Source organism: Exiguobacterium sp. SH4S7 (genome assembly GCF_004336795.1).
Lineage (GTDB): Bacteria > Bacillota > Bacilli > Exiguobacteriales > Exiguobacteriaceae > Exiguobacterium > Exiguobacterium aurantiacum_A.
On record NZ_SJUT01000003.1, the window covers coordinates 247,346 to 266,684 of the forward strand.

Consider the following 19,339-nt stretch of genomic DNA (forward strand, 5'->3'; position numbering starts at 1 on the left):
CTGTTCGAATTCGTTATTGTTGAGTGTAAATCGACACCGAGCCCCCGTTGACGAAGAACTGGCCCCAGCCGTCGCTATTGATCGTGACGAGACGATTGTTGTTGTTCGTCATATCTTTCCACACTTCACCGGCGTTCTGCTTGCCGACGTACATCCATTTCGAGCCGCCCGGTCCGTCAGACAAAATCGTCGCGAGACCCGACTTGGCCCGGTCACTCACGCCTTCGCGTGTCCAACCGACGACGTCTTGATGATCGAGATAGTCGTGCTGTGTCCCGTAGGCGAAGTCTTTACGTGCTTTCATGATCGGTCGGAGCGAGGCCGACATGTTCGGGATCTCCCGGTTCGTCGTCCCTTTCGTCCCGTAGTAGTCTCCGTAGAAGAGCGTCGGGTAACCTTGGCTGCGCGTCATGATCGTCGCGTAGGCGAGCGGTTTGAACCAGTTGGCGACCGTCGACTCGAGCGACTGCCCAGGTTGTGAGTCATGGTTGTCAACGATCGTCACGGCGAGCGTCGGATGCTGCTCGGTGACGGTGCCTTTCAAGATGTTGCGCATGTCATAGAAGCCACCGCCGTTGCCGGCCGCCTGGAAGTTATAGTGCAGCGGCACATCGAACACCGAATGCGTGTAACCGGTCTTCGCGAGGTAGTCGTTGATGGCGCCGAGGTCGTTCTTCCAATACTCGGCGACGGTGAACATCTGTTTGCCGGTCGTCTGCCGGACGCTCGTCACCCATTCACGCAAGTACGCGTGACTAATATGTTTGACCGCGTCCAAGCGGAACCCGTCGAGCCCGAGCGAGTCGGCGTACCATTTGCCCCAGTTCTTCATCTCTTGACGGACTTCCGGATGCTCGAAGTCGACGTCGGCATACATGAGATAGTCGTAGTTGCCATTCTCATTCGAGACGTCCGTGTCCCACGCCTTGCCCGTACTCTTGAACTTGTAGATCCGGCTCAAGCTGCGTGACTGATCCCAGTCGGTCCCGTCAAAGTGATACCAGCGCCACTTGAACGGCGAGTATGTATTGTTGCGGCCCGCGAAGTTGAAGCCGGTCCAGGCCGAGATGCCGTATTCCCCTGACGTCTCTTGGTTCCGGTTCGACGGGTTGACCTCGATCGCTTGGACGGACTCGGTGTAGTCGGCGCCGCCCTTATGGTTCATGACGACATCGCCGTAGACACCGATACCTTTACCACGCAAGTTCGAGATCGCCGATTGGAGCTGCGCTTTCGTACCGTACTTCGTCCGGACGGTCCCTTTTTGGTTGAACTCACCGAGGTCATACAAGTCGTACGCCCCGTAACCGACATCGTTTTGCGACGTCCCTTTATACGCCGGCGGGATCCACACCGTCGTCACACCGATATCTTTCAGGTTCTGCGAGTCGTTCGATAACCGATTCCAATGCAGGCCGTCGTTCGGGACGTACCATTCAAAATACTGCATCATCGTGCCGTTTTGTGGTGTCGCCGCTTGTGCGACCGGTTGCCCGGCAAGCAGCGCAATCGCCGTGACTCCAGCGATGACCGCAAACCCTTGTCGTCTCTTCATCATGCGTTTTCCTCCTATCGAATTAAATGCAATCGCTTTCATTAATTATCATGAACGATTCCGCTTTAGTTGAACAGAGGATTTCCGAAAAACAGTTCTCTGCACCTAACTATTTTTTTCTTGAATAGTTCAGTCGTCCAAAACAAAAACGGATGGCTTGTGCCATCCGCCTAGTCATCCTTTGCGATCGAGCCGTTTTCGCTTCACGAGATAGCCTAAATACGGGAGACCTGTGAAGACGAGTCCGATCGTGACGAGCAACTGGACCATGATCAGTCCCGTCTCGACGAGTCCCGACCAATCCAGTTCAAGCAATATAAACAGGCCGATCCATAAGATGAGCAGTGCCAACGCTACTTTCCCCATCTGTCCTTCGACTTGAGCGTATTTCTCGTGTGTCGTCTCACGGTCCGAGTAGATCGGTCGCGCGTCCGGACTACCTTTGAACACGTGAATCTCGTCCCCGCTCGACGTGACGTGTTCCCAGCCGCTCGCGCGGAACAGCTCGAAATAATCCTCGTCCGGTCGTTTACGATAATCGAGACTATACTGGACGTCCACCGGCTCCCCTTCGACGAGCGTATAGCCAAGCGGTGCGAACTTCTCTAAATGCCAACCCCGCGCGGCCATTCGTCCCAACTTCTCCATCTCACGCTCTTCAGCGAACGCGAGGCCCCAACTCGCCATATATTTTCGGTTCATCTGTGGCCCTCCCCTTCCAAAATGAAACGTGCGTCGTCGACCATCGCTTGGCGCCGTTTCACGTCTTCGTGTAACAACTCGCGCCCGATGTCCGTGATGATGTAACTCTTCTTTTTGCCGTCCCCGTCGAGCGGTTCGATCAGCGAAGCGTTCACGAGTTTTTTGATGATCGTGTACATCGACGCCGGACCGATTTGCATCCGCCCGTTCGTCAACTCTTCGACGAACTGCATGATCAAATACCCGTGCCTTGGCTCGGTCAGCGCGAGCAAGATGTAAAATGTGCTATCGGTCAACTCCCCGAGCCCGATCGTATCGTTCCGTGGCATCGTCTCGCCTCCTATATCATTCATCGATATACTTCTTACTCCTAATATATATCGTTGAATGATATATGTCAATGAATGATATAAAAAAAGCCGCAGACAGGTCGTCTGCGACTCGTTTAGCTCGTGACATAATCGAGATCGTGCAAAATGTAGGCAAGGAAGAAAATCATACTCGGATTCTCATAGCGCGACTGGACTTTCCGGAGTTGTTCCCGGTACGTGACTTCGTACTCGGCCCCGTTCATCTTCCGCTCCATGTTCATCTTGATCAAGGCGTCAAGCTTGTCCATCATATCGACGAGCAGCCCTTCGTACGTCGCGTCTTTCGAATCGGCCATGTAACGCCGGAACGCCGGTTGCATGTATTCCGGGAGGAGCGACAATAACGCCTCGCTCTCGGCCCGTTCATACGCTTCGAACGCAGCACCCGTCTCGGCCGTCGAGTGCTTCACCGGACCGAGCACGTCCCCGGTCACGCCTTCGACGAGGTCGTGACAGAGCAAGCGCGCCGTCAGTTCGGCGACATCGACCTCGACCCCGTACTTCTCACGCTCGAGCAAGCCGCTGAACAGACCGAGGCCCGCCGCCCGAAAGCCGTGGATGGCGTCGTTGTCGTCAATCGTGTTGAAGCGGCCTTTCCAGCGCCGGACGCTATCCATCCGCATGACGTTCTCGATGAACGTCGCGACGTCCGTCTCCGCTTCGACTTGCTCATAGAGCCAGCGGACTGACTCGAGCGGATGGTCGCGGAGCACCGCCTTCATCTCTTTGAGCTTCTCGACGAAGTGTGGCGATCCGTGTGCGACTTCACGCCGCACGAACAGCATCGCATCGAACGAATCGATCCCGTCGACAATCCGTCCTTCGAACGAATCGTCCTCCGCCTCGACGAGAAAACGATAAAAGTGCGGCCGGAGCGACTGTGACAACAAGTCGACCAACCCGAGGCTCGCCGTCCGTTCCATCCGTTCGATATGTTCTTTGAGCGTCGGCTCTTTTTTCGTCCGGTGCATGATCGGGCCGGTCTGCACCTCGTTCATATCGTGGAACAACGCCTTGCCGAGCACATCGAGCAAGTTGACGTCCTGTCCGTTGTTCTCTTCATAATAGGCCGCGATTAAACTGAAGACGGCGACACGGAAGCTATGGCTCGCCGCGTTGTCGTGATAGTGCGGCGCGTATTCGTCCCACCGTTGCACGTTTTGCATACGTGTCATCTTGCGGATAAACGTTCCATTATGCATCAAATTCCTCCTTGCTTTAAACGTTCCCACGCATCGTCATGACAGACGATGTAGAGCGTGTCGTTCGGCTCAAGCGTTGTGTCGAGCGCCGTCGCGAAATCGAGACGGTCGTTGACGGCAATCAACGTGACGCCCTGGCGCAACAAGTTTTCGACAGCTTCGCGGACCGTTTTCCACTCGGGTCTCGGCGCGAGCGCTTGAATGTTGCCACCGGACTGCTTGCTGAGCAGTTGCCGGAAAATCGATGTCGTGCCCGGCTGTAACGTCGCTTTCGCCATGAGGAGCGACACCGAATCGTTCGCCAATATAAAGTCGTCGATGCGCACGTGTTTGAACTTTGAGATGTTCCGCTCTTCGCATACTTCGACGACCGTATGTAGGTCAACATTTCGTTCCGACGACAGCGCCTCGACGGCTGACGCGATCAATAGCGACTTCCCGTCGGCGAGCAACGTCTCGCTGATCTGCGCATCCGCGAAGATGGCGACCCGGCGTGCTTTCAAAATGTTCGCCTGCAGGAGCACCGCCTCATCGGACGGGTCACCGTGGACAAAATGGACGTTGTCATGATCGTACGGTTCTTCTTTCAATTGGTCGATCAACACGATCTCCGCCTTCGGCTCATAGCTGAGCACCTCGTCGATCGCTTTCTTCGTCTTCGGCGACCAACCGATATAGACGTAATGCCCTTCTCCTCGATACACTAGCTTTCCCTCCCGTTTTAAACGTTGAAACGTCGCACCGACCTCAACGAGTTTTCCGATCAAAGCCCCGATAATCCCGATCCCGAACAGGAACAGGAAAATGCCGAGCCAACGCCCGGCAACCGTTGACGGGAAGAAATCACCGTAACCGACCGTCGTCAGCGTCGTCATCGTCCACCAGAACGAATCGAACATCGACGGGAACGTCTCCGGCTCGAGCCAGTAACCGAGGACGGTACCGGTCAAAATAATGACGAGTGATGCCAACACGACGTTCAGAAACGATAATTTCGATAACCCGCGCCACACTCGAAAAAAGATATGCACTGAAATCACTCCCTTTCTCCTATATACTAGAGACAACTCAATTGATTTACGAAACCCGTTTGTGTTCGGTTCCGTATAGAAAGAAAAAAGAAAGGACTGACCTATGGACTCCATCGTTTTAGAATACCGACTCTATAAAAATGAGATCTCGTTCGAGCCACTTTACCATTATACATCGCTCGGGCTTGATGAAGTACTTGCTAGACGCGAATGCGAATTTTTCGTCAAAGACGGCATGACGTACAAACAACGCTCGTCCGCGCTCGAAGGCGATCAATATTTCTTGATTTACGTCGACCGATACACGGAAGGACCTGTGGATAAGAAAGCAACTGACGACATCAAAGTCGAGATTCGTACGCTCGACGACCGGTTCGACAACCCGCTGCTCGAAGCGTACTTCGTCGACCGCCACCTTGACGCGCTCGCCATGCTCGGCAGCGAGTATTTATACGTCGCCGGAAACGAATATGCGCGCGACTCGGCCGAGACGGACGAGGACCGTGGCGTCTACGTCATCTATGTCACCCCGACTGGCTATACACTGGAGGAAACAACATGAAAACAAGCAAGAAGATTTTAAGCGGTCTCTCGGCCGCCGTCTTGACAGCGTCACTCGCGGCGTGCGGTACGGACGAAACGCAACAAGCGACGTTACCGGAAGAGCCAACCGGCTATGAGTGTGACGACTGGGAATGGGACGATGAAACGGAATCATATTACTGCGACGACAGACGGTCCCCGCACTTCGGGAGCTTCTTCTTACTCGGCAGTCTGTTCAATTCAAAGAGTTCGCTAAAAAACTCGTCCGCTTATAAAAACTACCGCTCGAACGGTGGCGCGAGCAGCATCACGCCGAACCGATCGAATTCAGGGTCAAACTCAGGACTCGGCAGCGGCTCAAAAGGCGGCTTCGGGGGATGAATCGGCACGACTTGTTCGGCCAAATCCCTTACTTTTGGCCCGACTTGAACGACGAAGAATATGCACTCTACGATTGCCTCGTCTACACGCAAGACGAGGTCGACCGCATCCGGGAAGCGACGCGCGCCGTCGATGCCATCTTCCGGAAAGCCAATCGATTGTTGCGGACGCTCCCAGACGAGACGCTCCGTCTGCTCGGTTATCCGGAGGCGAGCTTGCCGTTCTTGCGTGACAAAGCGCTCCCGCAAGAGACGATCATCGGCCGTTATGACTGGATCGTCAAAGACGGTGTGATCAAACTGATGGAGTTCAACGCCGACACGCCGACGTTCATCAAAGAACTGTTCGATGTGAACCGGTATGTTACGACCGCGTTCGGACTCAACGACCCGAACGCGAACGCGACAGCCGAGCTGAAGACCGAACTCCGTAAAGCCGTCATCGCGGCGTGGCAACGATTAAATCGCGACGGGACACCAAAAATCGTCTTCACGTCACATGACGACAACATCGAGGACAAATGGACGACCCGCTTCCTCCAAGAGACGCTCGACTTGCCGTCAGAATTCGTCCCGCTCGACCGGTTGCTCGTCGACGTAGACGGCGTCTATACCCCGTCGGGCGAACGGGTCGACGTCTTGTACCGCCAGACGTATCCGATCGAGCACTTGGTCGACGACCGGGCGCCGAACGGCGACTTGATCGGCATCCGGCTGCTCGAGTTGAATCAAGCGAAGCACGTGTCGCTCCTCAACCCGTTGTCCGCATTTCTCATGCAGTCCAAAGGCGTCCAAGCGCTCATTTGGGAACTGTATGAGACGGATACATATTTTGACACAGCGGAGCGCCAGGTCATCCGGACTCACTTGTTACCGACTTATCTCGAGGCGGACCCATTTTTAGGCCAGAGCGCTTACGTGCAAAAACCCGCCTTCGGACGTGAAGGCGACTCGGTCATTTTGTATACCGAAGACGGCGTCCCGTTCCATAAAGAAGTACTGCAGACGTATGCCGAAGAAACAGCCGTGTATCAACAATTCAACGAGCTACCGACGCGAACGACGAACACGGTCAAAGGTCCGCTTGCGACGCACTACATGATCGGCTGCTTTTGTCTGAACGGCCACCCGTCGGCGCTCGGCGCCCGGGCCGGAAGCATGATCACGAACAACCAGTCCTACTACCTAGCCATCGGCACACCAACTCACGAAGGAGATTAACACATGACATTTATCACGCTCGATTCAATCTTGAGCTTCCTGGCTCACCTCGGTACCGGGTTCGGACTTATTTTAGCAGGACTCGTCGTGTTCGCCCTGACGACAAAATATTCGGAACGAAAACTCATCAAAGCTGGCAACGTCGCCGTCGCCCTCAAACTTTGGGGCAAAGCGCTCGGCCTCGCCATCGTCATCTACACAGTTTGGGCGAACAGCGTCAACCTGCTCGACGCCTTCATCTGGGGACTCGTCGGGATCCTCGCCCAAGTGCTCGCTTTTTGGACGTTTGAGTACGTGCTCACGCCTGGCGTAAACTTGGAGAAAGAAGTCGAAAACGGCAACCTCGCCGTCGGTGTCAGCCTGTTCTCGGCCTCGCTCGTCGTCGGCATCATCGTCGCCGCGAGTTTGACGTACTAAACAAACAGCCCATGCGCTCAGGTAGAGACATGGGCTGTTTCATATAGAAAGGAAGAATTGGATGTTCAAACGAAAACTAATTTGGTCTTTAGTGATTTGCATCGCGATTGTCGTCATTTTTTCAGGAATCGGTAGTTATTTTTATGAGAGACACCAATTGAAACGTTACCTGGCAGACAATGATTTTCACGCATACGAATATCACAAAACAGATGACGCGACACTTGCCCTCTTCACAAATAAAGATGGGACCATGCTCGGCCTCGCTGAAATGAGTGTGGACGGCTACGGTTACGGAACTATAGAGACCCTCGACGTGGATCCGTTTGACTATATCTATTCGAGTGACGAGTCCAATAACTATTTAGGCATCCGCCTTAACAAACAACCTCAGAACGTTGCCTATCTCCGTATCATCGGAGATCGTATACAAGAACAACACATCCTCAATCGTACCGAAGATAGTGACTATGCTGACACACACATCATCGAGTTGCGAAACCGTCCAACATCCGACTGGATCCTTCAAACGTTAGATCAAAATGAGCAAGTACTTGACTCCATCGACTTATGAAAAACTGAACAAGGAGGGGCAAGATGTCAAAACGAGGACTCGCGTTATTCCTTACAGGTATGATCATCATCATCGCCATTTCAGTCACGGCCGGCGTCGGGTATTATCAGGACGAGCAACGAAAACAACCTTTGGCACAGGCGCAACAAAAACTGCATGAGCACATGACCGCCCAAGGCTGGTACACATACGTAGAAGGCAGCACCGTCGTCTTATTTACGAATGAAGACGAGACGATTCTCGGTCTCGGTATCATGAATTCAGATGGAGGCTTCAGCGCGTCGACATGGGACACGATTGAAGAAAAACCGTTCGATTCGATTCACTTTGGCAATACGACTGATGAATACATCGGTATTCGCTTCAACGAAAAACCGGAAGATGTGGCTTACGTGCGACTAAGCGGTTCGGATTGGAGCGAGACATACACCGTGAACGACCCTCGAGACGAAGGATACGTCATGTCTTACTTGATCACGCTCGATGAATCACAACGGGGTAGATTCAAGACACTTGAGACGCTTGACGGCGACAGAAATGTGATGCACGCGGAAGAATTATAAAACCGCAAACCGATGACCGGTTCGCGGTGATGTGACGACTGTTTTCGCAATCGTCTTTTCTTATGCTTTGGCGAGCACGGCCGATGGACCGAAGAACTCGTAACGTGCTTGTGGAATCGTTTGGACGACCGTCTCCATCATCGCGGTCGGGCCACACGTATAGACGTCATGACCGTCGACATCGAGTGCTGTAAGCTGCGTCGCGCTCATGCAGCCAGACACCTCGTCGATGTGTGTGATGAGCTGAAGTCCCTCGTTCACGAGTTCGTCGAGCTCTTCACCGAGCGGACGGAGGTTCGTGCTGCGGGCGGCGTGCAACAGTGTGACCGAGCGACCTTGACGGAGCGCTGTCTTCGCCATATTGAACAGCGGTGTGATACCGATCCCGCCAGCGACGAGCGTGAGCGGACGGTCCGTGTCTTCCATCGTGAACTCGCCTGCTGGCGCGCTCATCGGAATCTCTGTGCCGACTGTTTGCTCGTGAAGCCAGTTCGAGACGAGCCCTTCCGCTTTCGGCGCAATCCAGTAGCCGTCTTCTGTCGTCTCGACGACGCTGTATTGACGGTGATGTAAAATTTCTTCACCCTCGATGCGGGCTTGGACTGAGATGTACTGGCCCGGAATAGCCACACCAACGACACCGTCGTTCGCGACAAGACGGAACCGTTTCACTTCCGGCGTGTCTTCGATGACTTCAGCGACCGTGAACGGCTTGAAGCCGATCCATGGTGCATCGGCGTACATTTGTTTCTCGAGCGAGATAAAGACGTCGGCGATGACACCGTACGCTTTTGCCCAAGCTTCGATGATCTCAGGCGTCGCCGCCTCTCCGAGAACGTCTTGAATTGCGCCGAGCAAGTTAGCGCCGACGATCGGATAATGTTCCGGGCGGATGTTCAAGCTTTGATGTTTATGAAGCGCCGGTTGGATCGCCGGTAAGATCGCTTCGAGACGGTCGATATGGACGGCGGCCGCGTAGACGGCGTTGGCGAGCGCTTCTGGCTGGCGGCCGCGTTGTTGGTTCGTATGGTTGAAGAACTGACGAACTTCTGGATTGTTTGCGAACATGCGCTTATAGAAATGACTCGTGATGGCGACACCGTGGTCTTTCAAGACCGGTGCCGTCGCTTTGACAATTTCAATCGTTTGTTGATCTAACATAAATATTTCCCCCTTTTTGAAAGTACACATACATTATGTGAGTTTCGTCACGGTAAAAGCAATATATAAAATACTTGTTTAAACGTAAGTTCAACTTTCCGCCTCGATTCCGCCACGCTTTTTTCACATCTCCGGACATCGCGCTTTCGAGGAATGTCCTGTACAATGGACGGATAAGAGGTGAACGATCATGCGGCTCACGCAAACGTGCGACTATGCACTCCGAACATTAATGTACAGCGCCACCTTCTCCCATCGTCTCGTGACGATCCAAGAAGTGGCTGACCAATACCAGATCTCAAAGAACCACGTCATGAAAGTCGTCTATGAGCTCGGCAAACACGGCTATCTTGAATCGGTCCGCGGCCGCGGCGGCGGTTTCCGGCTCGCCCGCCCAATGGAAGACATCAACGTCGGTGACGTCGTCCGGACGATGGAGCCGCTCGAGCTCGTCGAATGCTTCGGCGAAGGCCGCTGTGTCATCGCACCGGCGTGTGACCTTCGGAGCGTCTTGAACGAGGCGATGCTCGCTTTCCTGCACGTGCTCGACCGCTACACAATCGCCGACCTTATGGCGAACCGGACGAATGAACTAGCGCTGTTACTTGGCGTACAAAAGCCGACGGACATTTAGTCCGCCGGCTTTTGTTGTACAGGTGACTCTCAAACGTGACTGCGCTTTGTATAGTGGTTACCACCATCGCTTCAAGATTTTTTGAGCATATAGCTCATGGGATGTCAGCTCGATAAAATCGTCCAACCTGTTCATCCTCTCACCTTTATTCGCCTCACAGCATTTTATAGCGGCTTCAGTTTTCTCTCAATCTCCGCTCGTTTCGGCTCTAAGAACGGTGGCAACGCCAGCCGTTCCCCGAGCGTCTCGACCGGCTCGTCGGTCGCAAACCCCGGTCCATCGGTCGCGAGCTCGACTAAGATGCCACTCGGCTCGCGGAAGTAAATCGACTTGAAATAATAGCGATCAATCAGCCCGGAATGGCTAATGCCGAACGCATCGAGTCGCTCAACCCAACGCCCCATCTCGCCATCGTCCTCGATGCGAATCGCGACGTGGTGGACGCTGCCCCGTCCTGGCCGTTCCGACGGTAGATCGGGACGACCGACGAGATGAATCTCCGTCGCCACACCTCCGTCGCCCGTCTCAAAGACACGCACCGCTTGACCGTCACGTTCGAACTCGGTCGAGAAGCGATAGCCGAGCACTTCTGTCAACACCCGTTCCGTCTTCTCCGGCCGCCGAACCGTCCATTCGCTAAATCCGAGACCGAAGACGGCAGCGTCAACAGGGACTGGTCCCTGTCTCCATGGCGTACCCGTACCACCTTCCACGAGACAGAGCCGTTGCCCCTCCTCATCCTCAAAGTAGAGCGTCGGCCGGCCCAGCACGTCCGTCACTTCGTCATGCAGCACACCGAACGCAGCAAACCGCTCAAGCCAGTACGGCAACGCCCCTGCTGGCACCCGGAGCGCCGTCCGTGAGATACTGCTGCTTCCTCGATACGTCTGCCCGAGAAACGGTAGCTCAAAAAACGTCAAATCCGTCCCCGGTGCGCCCGTCTCGTCCGCATAAAACAAGTGGTACATCGACGGATCGTCCTGATTGACTGTCTTTTTGACGAGCCGCATCCCGAGAATCTCCGTGTAGAATCGTAAATTTTTCTTGGCATTCCCCGTCATCGCCGAGACGTGATGATGTCCTAAAATCGCCTTCATCGACCTCTCCCCTTTCACATTTGATTCTATTGTACCACCCGTAAATAAGTAAAGTCAGCTTTACATTAAGTAAAGTTTGCTTTACACTGTGAATAGAAACAAGAAATGAGGTGGCGCTATGCCATTAGTCAATCGCGTCAAAGAGTTGCGGGCCCGGCATCAATTGACTCAAGGCGACCTTGCGGCCAAGGTCGGCGTGACGAGACAGACGATCATCTCGCTCGAGAAAGGGAGCTACACCCCGTCGCTCCTACTGGCGATGCACATTGCCAGCGTGTTCGAGGAACCGGTCGAATCGATTTTTACGATTGAGGAGGAAACAGAATGAAACACATCATCGTTCAATCAATATCGAGCATCATCTTGTATATACTGATGGCGTTCGCTATCGTGTCATTCGCTTCAGGAGTCACACAGTCGATGGCGTCCTTTGAAGCCGGAGTGTTCAAGCTAGAGTTCAATTTTTTACCGTTCTTATTATTGATCATTTTCTTTATCGTTTGGACGGTATACTCGTTCCAGACACGCCCGAACCAAAAGATGAGTTTCGGCCAATGGTCGGTCCGCATGACCGAGTTCAGCGAAGTCGACGAACGCGAGGCGTTGATCACGGCGAAAGCGACGAAAGCGGCCTACGTCTCGTTCAACATCTCGGTACCGTTGTTCATGCTCACATTTTTCTTTTATCCGGTCTTCCAGGAATCCTGGCCGACGTATCCGGTATTCGCGCTCGCTTCGACGCTCGTCATCGCGACGCTCGTGTATATGACGACATGGATCCGCGCTTACAGACAGTAAGGAATTCACCTCGAATTCCTTTTTTTGTGTCGATTTTTCGTCGAGTCGGGCGTCGTGATTGCCAATTTTGGCTCGTCGTGCTTATATATAACTAAATGGTTATATACTAATTCGTTGAAGGAGTCTTGTCTTGTGAAAACCGTCGATTTGACGACCGGACGTGTGCAGAGCGTCATCTTGGCGCTCGCCCTTCCGCTCGTCGGCAGCTCGCTCTTACAGTTCACGTATAGTCTCGTCGATATGTTTTGGGTCGGTGCGCTCGGTAGCGACGCCGTCGCCAGTATCGGTGCGGCCAGTTTTTATATTATGCTCGGCCAGGCGATTCAATCGTTACTTGTCGTCGGCGCCGGCATCAAAGTGTCGCAAGCCGTTGGCAGGCGGGACCAACAGTTGATTCAACGTTACGTCAAGGCCGGAAAACGAGGTAACCTCGTCCTCGGCCTGTTCTTCTTGACGCTCCTCGTCGCCTTTGGTCAGACGCTGATTGGCTTTTTGAATATGAACGCACCAACCGTCGAGCGGCTCGCTTACAGCTACTTGCTCGTAAGCGCACCGATGCTGTTGTTCTCGTTCTTCAACTTGCTGTACGCCCGCATATTCAGCGCTTTCGGCAATACGACGGCGGCGATGCGGATCAATGCGACCGGGGTCACGCTCAACATGATCTTGTCGCCGCTCTTCATCTATCCGCTCGGTCTCGGCGTGCTCGGGGCCGGTCTGGCGACACTCGTCGCCAACGCCGTCATGTTCGGCTTCTTCTGGCATCGGGCTCGCGCGCTCTTTGACTGGGACGAGACGGTCGAACCCGTTCGCGCCGACTATACAGAGATCGTTCGCCTCGGCTTCCCGATGGCGACCCAACGCGTCCTCTTTACCGTCATCAGCATTCTTCTCGCCCGCATGATCGGATCGTACGGGACGGAAGCGATCGCCGCCCAGCGCATCGGCCTACAGATCGAGTCGATTGCCTACATGATGATCGGCGGACTGAACGGGGCGATTGCGAGCTATACCGGCCAAAATATCGGCGCCCGACAGATTGAACGCGTGCACGAAGGGTATCGCGTGACGACGCACCTCGGTATGCTCTATACCGGGCTAATCACGCTCGTATTCCTCTTCTTCCCGGACGTGCTCATCCGCGCCTTCGTCGATGATCCGACTACGATCGAGATCGGGGCCAGCTATTTACGTATCATCAGCGTCTCCCTCATCTTCGCCTCGCTCGAGATGATCGGGAACGGTTATTTCTCAGGACTCGGGCTGCCGAAGATCCCGGCGATGATCTCTATCGTCTTCACCGTCGCGAGGATCCCGCTTGCCATCCTCCTCGAGCCGTATCTCGGCATCGACGCCATCTGGTGGAGCATCGCCATCTCGAGCATCGTCAAAGGGCTCGTCTCGGCACTGTTTGTTCGACTAAAGAAAAAGGAAGTGACTTCACTTGCAGAAGCGATTTAAGCAATTATCCAAGCAACTTCTCACGAGCGGACGGTTCGCGATCGAACGCGAAATGCTACGTGTGACAACAGACGGGACGCTCGCCGTGACGAAACATCCGTCAAGTCTCGGTGACAAAGCGACGCACCCGTATATTACGACCGATTTTTCTGAGAGCCAGATCGAACTGATCACGCCGACGTTCCCGACCGTCGAAGCGGCACATAACTTTTTAGAGACGCTTTATGACATCACGGCGCTAAATATCGGCGACGAGCGGCTTTGGCCACAGTCGATGCCGTGCCCGTTGCCGGACGGCGGCGTCATCCCGCTCGCCGACTTCGGCAGTTCCGGTATTGAGGCCGGCCGTTACCGTGAACATCTGCTTCAAAAGTACGGGGCGAAAAAACAGCTCATCTCCGGGATCCATTTCAACTTCTCGTTCTCGGACGAGTTGATCGCCGCGTTATATGAAGGGTCTCCCGAGCAATATGACCGCTTCAAAAACGAGCTCTATTTGAAGCTCGTCCGCAACTATTTGCGCCTGCGCTGGCTCGCTGTCTACTTGCTCGGCGGAACGCCTGCCGTCCATACGAGCTACGAGGAACGCTGCGTCAGCCAAATGCAGGCGTTGAACGAGGACGTCTACTCGAATACGACGGCGCTGTCGTACCGAAATAGTGACTGCGGTTATACGAACGTCGAACCGCTCTATCCGAACTATGCGACGCTCCCAGACTATGCGAGTAGCGTCCGCCGGTTGATCGCCAAAGGCGACATCGCCAACCCGAACGAGCTGTACTCGCCGATTCGACTGAAGACGTCACGCGGCGGAAATGACCTCGACCGGCTCGAGAAGAACGGCATCGATTATATCGAGATTCGCAACATCGACCTCAATCCGTTCGAGAAGACCGGTATCGCACTCGATGATTTGCGATTCCTGCACGTCTTCTTGCTCTATTTAGCGTTGAAAGACGAGACTGACTTCGCGGACTGGCAAGCCGAGGCGTTCCGTAACCAACAGCTCGTCGCCAAAGAGGGCCTATCGCCGTCACTCGTCCTCGAACGTGATGGCGAGCCGGTCGCTCTGCAAACGTTCGCCCGTGACCTCGTCGCTGACATCGAGTCGTTCAACGCGCAACACGACCTCGGTTTTGCTGACGTCTTCGCGTCCGTCCGGGAACGGATTAACAACGTCGAAGCGACCTACTCGGCCCGGCTGACAAAAGTCATGACCGACGAAGGCTATACGACCTGGTCACTCCGCCAAGCCGAGACGTATTATGAAGATGCGTTCGCCAACCGGTTCCGGATGCACGGCTATACGGACATGGAACTGTCGACGCAAATTTTGATGAAGTCGGCCTTAAAACGAGGTTACGCGGTCGATGTCGTCGACCGGGACGACCAATTCATCCGTCTTCGTCACGGCAATCGGGTCGAGTACGTCAGACAAGCGACGAAAACGTCGAAAGATAACTACGTGTCGGTGCTGATGATGGAAAACAAGACGGTGACAAAACATGTGCTCGCCGAACACGGCATCCACGTCCCTGGGGGTGTCGAGTTGCGCAGTGAAGACGACTTGCGTAACGTCTGGTCCGAGTTTTCCGCTCAGCCGATCGTCCTGAAGCCGAAATCGACGAACTTCGGGATCGGCATCCACATCTTCAAAGACGGGACGACGCTCGACGAGGCGCTCGAGGCGTTCCGCCATGCCAACACGTTCGACGACGTCGTCTTGCTCGAGACGTTTTTACCGGGGAAAGAATATCGTTTCCTCGTCATCGGTGATAAGGTCGCCGGCATCTTGCACCGCGTCCCGGCGAATGTGACCGGGGACGGTGTCTCGACGATCCGCGAGCTCGTTGCGAAGAAAAATGAGGATCCGCTCCGCGGCAAAGGCTATAAGACACCGCTCGAGAAGATCGAGATCGACGACATCGTCGTATCGTTCCTGCGTCCGCAAGGCAAAACTCCTGACAGCGTCCTCGCTGACGGCGAACGCGTCTTCTTGCGCGAGAACTCGAACATTAGCACAGGTGGCGACAGCATCGACTATACGGACCAAATCTCTGACTTTTATAAACAGGTCGCGGTCGATTCGGCGAAAGCAATCGGTGCCACGATTTGCGGCGTCGATATGATGATCCCGTCGCTTGACGCAGAAAATGACTACGGCATCATCGAATTGAACTTCAACCCGGCCATCCATATCCATTCCTTCCCGTACGAAGGGAAAGAACGTCCCATCGGCGAGACGGTGCTCGATTTGTTGTTTGACTGATCAGGTTGGAAGGACGCTCAATTCGGGAATAAGGACTACATCGTTTCAAGTCGGTGTACCGTACTTTCTCTAGAGAGGAGTCTTTCAAATGGGAACGGTCAAATCGCACGTCGAAGGTAAGACGTTGGTTGTTGAGCGGAGTTTCAAAGCGCCACGTGAGCTCGTGTTCGAGGCATTCTCAAGCCCGGCTCACTTAGAGGCGTGGTGGGGACCTGCGGGATGGAAAACAGACATCCGCACGTTTGAGTTTGAACCGGGTGGGACATGGCATTATTGCATGACCTGTGTCGATGAGGACCAAGTCGATTATGTCGGGATGGAGTCATGGGGCAAGGCGACGTTCCTTGAAATCGATCCCCATTCCCGGATTGTCTACCTTGATGCTTTTGCAGACGAGGCGGGGAACGTCAATCCCGACTTCCCGGTCATGACGATCACGAACGAATTTATCGACATTCCGGACGGGACGTTGCTCGTCAGCCGCTCCGAGTTCACAGACGATGCTGCTCTCAAACAGGTCGTCGAAATGGGCGCCGTCGAAGGCTTCTCGTCACAACTCGATCGTCTCAACGCCATCGTCTCGAGATAACCAAAACCGCCCGCACCTCGGTTGAGATGCGGGCGGTTTTTTGTTAAAACAGAAAATAACTGACAATCAAGATGAGCGTGAAGATGAACACCATCCCGATGGCGAGCGCGACGAGGCTCATCTTCGCCGACTTGAACTGCTGCGAGTTGATCGTGTGCACTTTCTTCAAGTACGACCGTGTCCCGACGAGGATCGTCGCGATACCGAAGATGATCGACAAAATGCCGATCGCCGTGATCAGTTGATGCTCGGCCCCGCTCAAGTTCTCACTTCGATAGTAATGAAAGTTCGTCACGAGGAAGCCGATCCCGATGACGGTGATGGCCGTCCGGATCCAGGCGAGGAACGTCCGCTCGTTGGCGAGGTGCTGTTGAATGTACTGTGAATCGACCGTCTTCTCTAAATCTAGTTTCATAACTTCCCCTCTTTCTAGCCGTCGTAGTCGATCAACCGATTTTTCAACGCGAACTGGACGAGCTCGTGTCGATGCTTGATTTGAAGTTTCTGCATGACGCGTCCTTTATGGTTCTCGACCGTCTTCGGACTGATGCCGAGTTTCTCTCCAATCTCGATATTTCCGTAACCGAGCGTTGTCAAACGTACAATTTCCGACTCACGCCGCGTCAGCACCGACTCTGTCTTTTGCGATGCTGCTTTCTCGATAAACGCTTCCGACAGAGACGTTGCATAGTAACGCTTCCCTTCCATCACTTGCTTGATGCCGTCGACGAGCTGGGCCGGATCACTATTTTTGGATAAATAGCCGGGCACACCGAGCTCGAGCGCGCGTTTGATGTAAAGCTCCTCATCGTGCATCGTGAGCAGGATGACTTTGGCGGTCGGTACTTCTTGCGCTAACGCTTTTGCCGTCATAAATCCGTCGAGTCCGTTCGGCATCGTGATGTCGAGCAAGACGACGTCCGGTATCGTCCGCATCGCTTCCTGGATGGCTGTCGTCCCTTCGGCCGCTTCCCCGACAACGTTGATGTCTTTATAGGGACGAAACATCAACTTCAATCCACGCCGGACGAGTTCGTGGTCATCGACAATCAGCACATCAATCGGTGTCATAGCGACCTCGCTCAATCGGAACGGACACTGAAATTTCAGTGCCTTGTCCGATGACTGATTCGAGTGTAAACGTACCGTGAATCGTTTTCGTCCGTTCTTCCATATGACGAAGCCCTAATCCTTTCGCCACTCGTTGTTGATCGAACCCGTTCCCGTCATCTTTAAACAGCACATCGATTTGTCCGTCATGCTCGACGATGCGGCAATCGATCGTACTCGCCTGTGCATACTTCATGCTATTGACGAGCGCCTCTTGGACGATGCGATACACGTTGATTTCGATGACGCGCTCATAGCGGTCAGCTAAACGAATGTCGGTCCGAAACGTGACGAGCGGGTATCTGGTGGCAAAACTATCAACTAACACGTTCAACGCCGAGCCGAGTCCGAATTGATCCAGCTCGATCGGGCGCAGTTGTTTCGAATAGCCGCGCACGTTATCGATCAGTCGGCCCACTTCGGCGAGTACGGATTCGATGTAGTCTTTTTTGTCTGGGTCGGATACATCGGACTGGAGCGCACCGAGGGCGAGGGCGATGCTGAACAACGATTGACCGACCCCGTCGTGGAGTTCTTGGGCGAGCCGTTCGTGCTCTTCCTCCCGGGCTCGAATCAATTCCCGCACCATCTGTTCGCGAAGCGCATGCGCTTCCCGGCGCTTGCGTTCCGTAAAATCGCGAAGCACGAGCAAATAGTACGTCGCACCCGATATCGGATCGTTCAAAATTCGCGCCGTATTCATCTCCACGTCGACCATCTTTCCCGAATATGTCGGCATCTCTGACGTGAAGTACGGGGAGCGCTCATGTTGGATCAAGTAGCATCGATCTTCGTCCGGACCGATTTCACGTCGTTGACAAAATGAACAGTACGGGACAGGTTCTCCTAGCCGCCACCCGGTCAATTGTTCGGCTGCCTCGTTCATCGTGATGATGTTTCGATCATGGTCCATCACGATGACCCCGTCTTTTAGGACATTTAAGATCTGGCGTTCAAAATCTTGAAGTGCCAATCCGCCCCCTCCTTTCTGTCTGCCTTCTCGTTTCCCCCATCATACCCCCGCGGGTAATTGTTGCCAACTATTTGAGCATACAAAAACCGGACGTGATGCATTCACGTCCGGACCGGTTCATTATTTTTTTGTTTGTTCGGACAATACTTCGACCGTCGCCTGCATATACTTGAGGCCGTGCTGGACCGATGGCTCTTTCAGCCAACGAACGAGCGAGAACAACGTGATGTTGCGGTCGTCGCGTTCGGCCCGTGCTCGGATTTCGGTGAGCATCGTGCGCGTGGCGTCGGCTTTTTCTTTTACCGGTGCGACATATTCATCGACCCGTTGACCGATCAGTTCTCGTGTCTGCTCGTCCGCGTAGACGTCTTGTGCGAAGGCGAGCACTTGTTCAAGCTGGTTCGTCACCTGGAGCAACATCGGCAACTTCTCGGCGAGCTTGACCGCCGCCTCGAGCGTCTCGACCTGTAAATTCGATGAGTCGAGGAGCGTGTCGACTTTTTGTCTCACTTGCTGGTCGTTCAACGTCGCCATCCCGAAATCGACGGCGTCTTCGAGGCGGCGAAGCGACTTCTCAATCTCGGGCAATCGTTCGACGAGGGAGACGAGCGCTTGCTCGACGTCCGGCCGCGTCAACACAGATTCTAATGTCTGTTCTTTCGTTGGTGTACGTTCCATCGTCTTCTCC

23 protein-coding genes are annotated in these 19,339 nt (G+C 54.2%); 12 read left to right on the top strand and 11 right to left on the bottom strand.

Annotated features, from left to right (window positions below):
* Positions 1 to 13: 13 nt before the first annotated feature.
* From amyS to EVJ29_RS08005, 5 genes are all read right to left on the bottom strand, one after another.
* Positions 14 to 1,555, bottom strand: a complete 1,542-nt coding sequence (amyS, locus tag EVJ29_RS07985; protein ID WP_442899281.1) for an alpha-amylase — start codon at positions 1,553 to 1,555, stop codon at positions 14 to 16.
* 174 nt (positions 1,556 to 1,729) lie between these two features.
* Complete coding sequence (locus tag EVJ29_RS07990; protein ID WP_131504952.1) at positions 1,730 to 2,257, bottom strand: DUF2812 domain-containing protein; 528 nt, start codon at positions 2,255 to 2,257, stop codon at positions 1,730 to 1,732.
* Positions 2,254 to 2,586, bottom strand: coding sequence for a PadR family transcriptional regulator (locus EVJ29_RS07995; RefSeq protein ID WP_131439291.1), 333 nt, complete (start codon positions 2,584 to 2,586; stop codon positions 2,254 to 2,256). The genes EVJ29_RS07990 and EVJ29_RS07995 overlap by 4 nt, the downstream gene beginning before the upstream one ends.
* A 116-nt stretch (positions 2,587 to 2,702) precedes the next feature.
* Positions 2,703 to 3,830: a YfbR-like 5'-deoxynucleotidase gene (locus tag EVJ29_RS08000; RefSeq protein ID WP_131504953.1), complete on the bottom strand. Its 1,128-nt coding sequence runs from the start codon at positions 3,828 to 3,830 to the stop codon at positions 2,703 to 2,705.
* A complete protein-coding gene (locus EVJ29_RS08005; protein WP_131504954.1) occupies positions 3,830 to 4,843 on the bottom strand; it encodes a potassium channel family protein in 1,014 nt (337 codons plus the stop codon). Before EVJ29_RS08005 ends, EVJ29_RS08000 begins: the two co-directional genes overlap by 1 nt.
* A gap of 121 nt (positions 4,844 to 4,964) precedes the next feature.
* Here EVJ29_RS08005 and EVJ29_RS08010 point away from each other — a divergent pair, with 121 nt between their 5' ends.
* The 6 genes from EVJ29_RS08010 (at position 4,965) to EVJ29_RS08035 (ending at position 8,559) form a co-directional block, all read left to right on the top strand.
* The gene (locus EVJ29_RS08010) at positions 4,965 to 5,423 is read left to right on the top strand and encodes a hypothetical protein (protein WP_016508356.1); all 459 of its coding nucleotides are present in this window, start codon (positions 4,965 to 4,967) and stop codon (positions 5,421 to 5,423) included.
* Entirely contained in the window at positions 5,420 to 5,785 is a 366-nt protein-coding gene (locus EVJ29_RS08015) for a hypothetical protein (protein ID WP_070328267.1), read from the top strand. Before EVJ29_RS08010 ends, EVJ29_RS08015 begins: the two co-directional genes overlap by 4 nt.
* Positions 5,782 to 7,005: a glutathionylspermidine synthase family protein gene (locus tag EVJ29_RS08020; RefSeq protein WP_131504955.1), complete on the top strand. Its 1,224-nt coding sequence runs from the start codon at positions 5,782 to 5,784 to the stop codon at positions 7,003 to 7,005. Before EVJ29_RS08015 ends, EVJ29_RS08020 begins: the two co-directional genes overlap by 4 nt.
* Before the next feature lie 3 nt (positions 7,006 to 7,008).
* The gene (locus tag EVJ29_RS08025) at positions 7,009 to 7,422 is read left to right on the top strand and encodes a DUF350 domain-containing protein (protein ID WP_016508299.1); all 414 of its coding nucleotides are present in this window, start codon (positions 7,009 to 7,011) and stop codon (positions 7,420 to 7,422) included.
* A 61-nt stretch (positions 7,423 to 7,483) separates the two neighbouring features.
* Complete coding sequence (locus tag EVJ29_RS08030) at positions 7,484 to 7,996, top strand: hypothetical protein (RefSeq protein ID WP_070328269.1); 513 nt, start codon at positions 7,484 to 7,486, stop codon at positions 7,994 to 7,996.
* 23 nt (positions 7,997 to 8,019) lie between these two features.
* A complete protein-coding gene (locus EVJ29_RS08035; RefSeq protein ID WP_131490266.1) occupies positions 8,020 to 8,559 on the top strand; it encodes a hypothetical protein in 540 nt (179 codons plus the stop codon).
* Between the two features lie 60 nt (positions 8,560 to 8,619).
* Here the strand turns inward: EVJ29_RS08035 and EVJ29_RS08040 are convergent, their stop codons facing one another.
* Entirely contained in the window at positions 8,620 to 9,720 is a 1,101-nt protein-coding gene (locus tag EVJ29_RS08040; RefSeq protein ID WP_131504956.1) for a globin domain-containing protein, read from the bottom strand.
* 190 nt (positions 9,721 to 9,910) lie between these two features.
* Here EVJ29_RS08040 and EVJ29_RS08045 point away from each other — a divergent pair, with 190 nt between their 5' ends.
* A complete protein-coding gene (locus EVJ29_RS08045; RefSeq protein ID WP_131458772.1) occupies positions 9,911 to 10,354 on the top strand; it encodes an RrF2 family transcriptional regulator in 444 nt (147 codons plus the stop codon).
* A 164-nt stretch (positions 10,355 to 10,518) separates the two neighbouring features.
* Here EVJ29_RS08045 and EVJ29_RS08050 read toward each other — a convergent pair whose 3' ends face one another.
* A complete protein-coding gene (locus EVJ29_RS08050; RefSeq protein WP_131490269.1) occupies positions 10,519 to 11,451 on the bottom strand; it encodes a ring-cleaving dioxygenase in 933 nt (310 codons plus the stop codon).
* A gap of 118 nt (positions 11,452 to 11,569) precedes the next feature.
* Here EVJ29_RS08050 and EVJ29_RS08055 point away from each other — a divergent pair, with 118 nt between their 5' ends.
* The 5 genes from EVJ29_RS08055 to EVJ29_RS08075 all read left to right on the top strand — a co-directional run bounded on the left by EVJ29_RS08055 (position 11,570) and on the right by EVJ29_RS08075 (position 16,568).
* Entirely contained in the window at positions 11,570 to 11,779 is a 210-nt protein-coding gene (locus tag EVJ29_RS08055; protein WP_131490270.1) for a helix-turn-helix transcriptional regulator, read from the top strand.
* A complete protein-coding gene (locus tag EVJ29_RS08060; RefSeq protein WP_131490271.1) occupies positions 11,776 to 12,249 on the top strand; it encodes a hypothetical protein in 474 nt (157 codons plus the stop codon). The genes EVJ29_RS08055 and EVJ29_RS08060 overlap by 4 nt, the downstream gene beginning before the upstream one ends.
* A gap of 132 nt (positions 12,250 to 12,381) precedes the next feature.
* Positions 12,382 to 13,710, top strand: a complete 1,329-nt coding sequence (locus EVJ29_RS08065; protein ID WP_131464693.1) for an MATE family efflux transporter — start codon at positions 12,382 to 12,384, stop codon at positions 13,708 to 13,710.
* Entirely contained in the window at positions 13,694 to 15,979 is a 2,286-nt protein-coding gene (gene gshAB, locus EVJ29_RS08070) for a bifunctional glutamate--cysteine ligase GshA/glutathione synthetase GshB (RefSeq protein ID WP_131464695.1), read from the top strand. Before EVJ29_RS08065 ends, gshAB begins: the two co-directional genes overlap by 17 nt.
* A gap of 88 nt (positions 15,980 to 16,067) precedes the next feature.
* Positions 16,068 to 16,568, top strand: a complete 501-nt coding sequence (locus tag EVJ29_RS08075) for an SRPBCC family protein (RefSeq protein WP_070328281.1) — start codon at positions 16,068 to 16,070, stop codon at positions 16,566 to 16,568.
* 43 nt (positions 16,569 to 16,611) lie between these two features.
* Here the strand turns inward: EVJ29_RS08075 and EVJ29_RS08080 are convergent, their stop codons facing one another.
* The 4 genes from EVJ29_RS08080 to EVJ29_RS08095 form a co-directional block, all read right to left on the bottom strand.
* Positions 16,612 to 16,983, bottom strand: a complete 372-nt coding sequence (locus EVJ29_RS08080) for a YidH family protein (RefSeq protein ID WP_021066029.1) — start codon at positions 16,981 to 16,983, stop codon at positions 16,612 to 16,614.
* Between the two features lie 14 nt (positions 16,984 to 16,997).
* Positions 16,998 to 17,639 (bottom strand): response regulator, encoded by a 642-nt coding sequence (locus tag EVJ29_RS08085; protein ID WP_236633471.1) that lies wholly within the window; start codon positions 17,637 to 17,639, stop codon positions 16,998 to 17,000.
* Positions 17,626 to 18,651 carry a PAS domain-containing sensor histidine kinase gene (locus EVJ29_RS08090; protein WP_131490273.1) on the bottom strand — a complete coding sequence of 342 codons (1,026 nt, stop codon included), beginning with the start codon at positions 18,649 to 18,651 and terminating at the stop codon, positions 17,626 to 17,628. The genes EVJ29_RS08085 and EVJ29_RS08090 overlap by 14 nt, the downstream gene beginning before the upstream one ends.
* A 120-nt stretch (positions 18,652 to 18,771) precedes the next feature.
* Entirely contained in the window at positions 18,772 to 19,329 is a 558-nt protein-coding gene (locus EVJ29_RS08095; RefSeq protein ID WP_131464701.1) for a hypothetical protein, read from the bottom strand.
* Positions 19,330 to 19,339 lie beyond the last annotated feature (10 nt).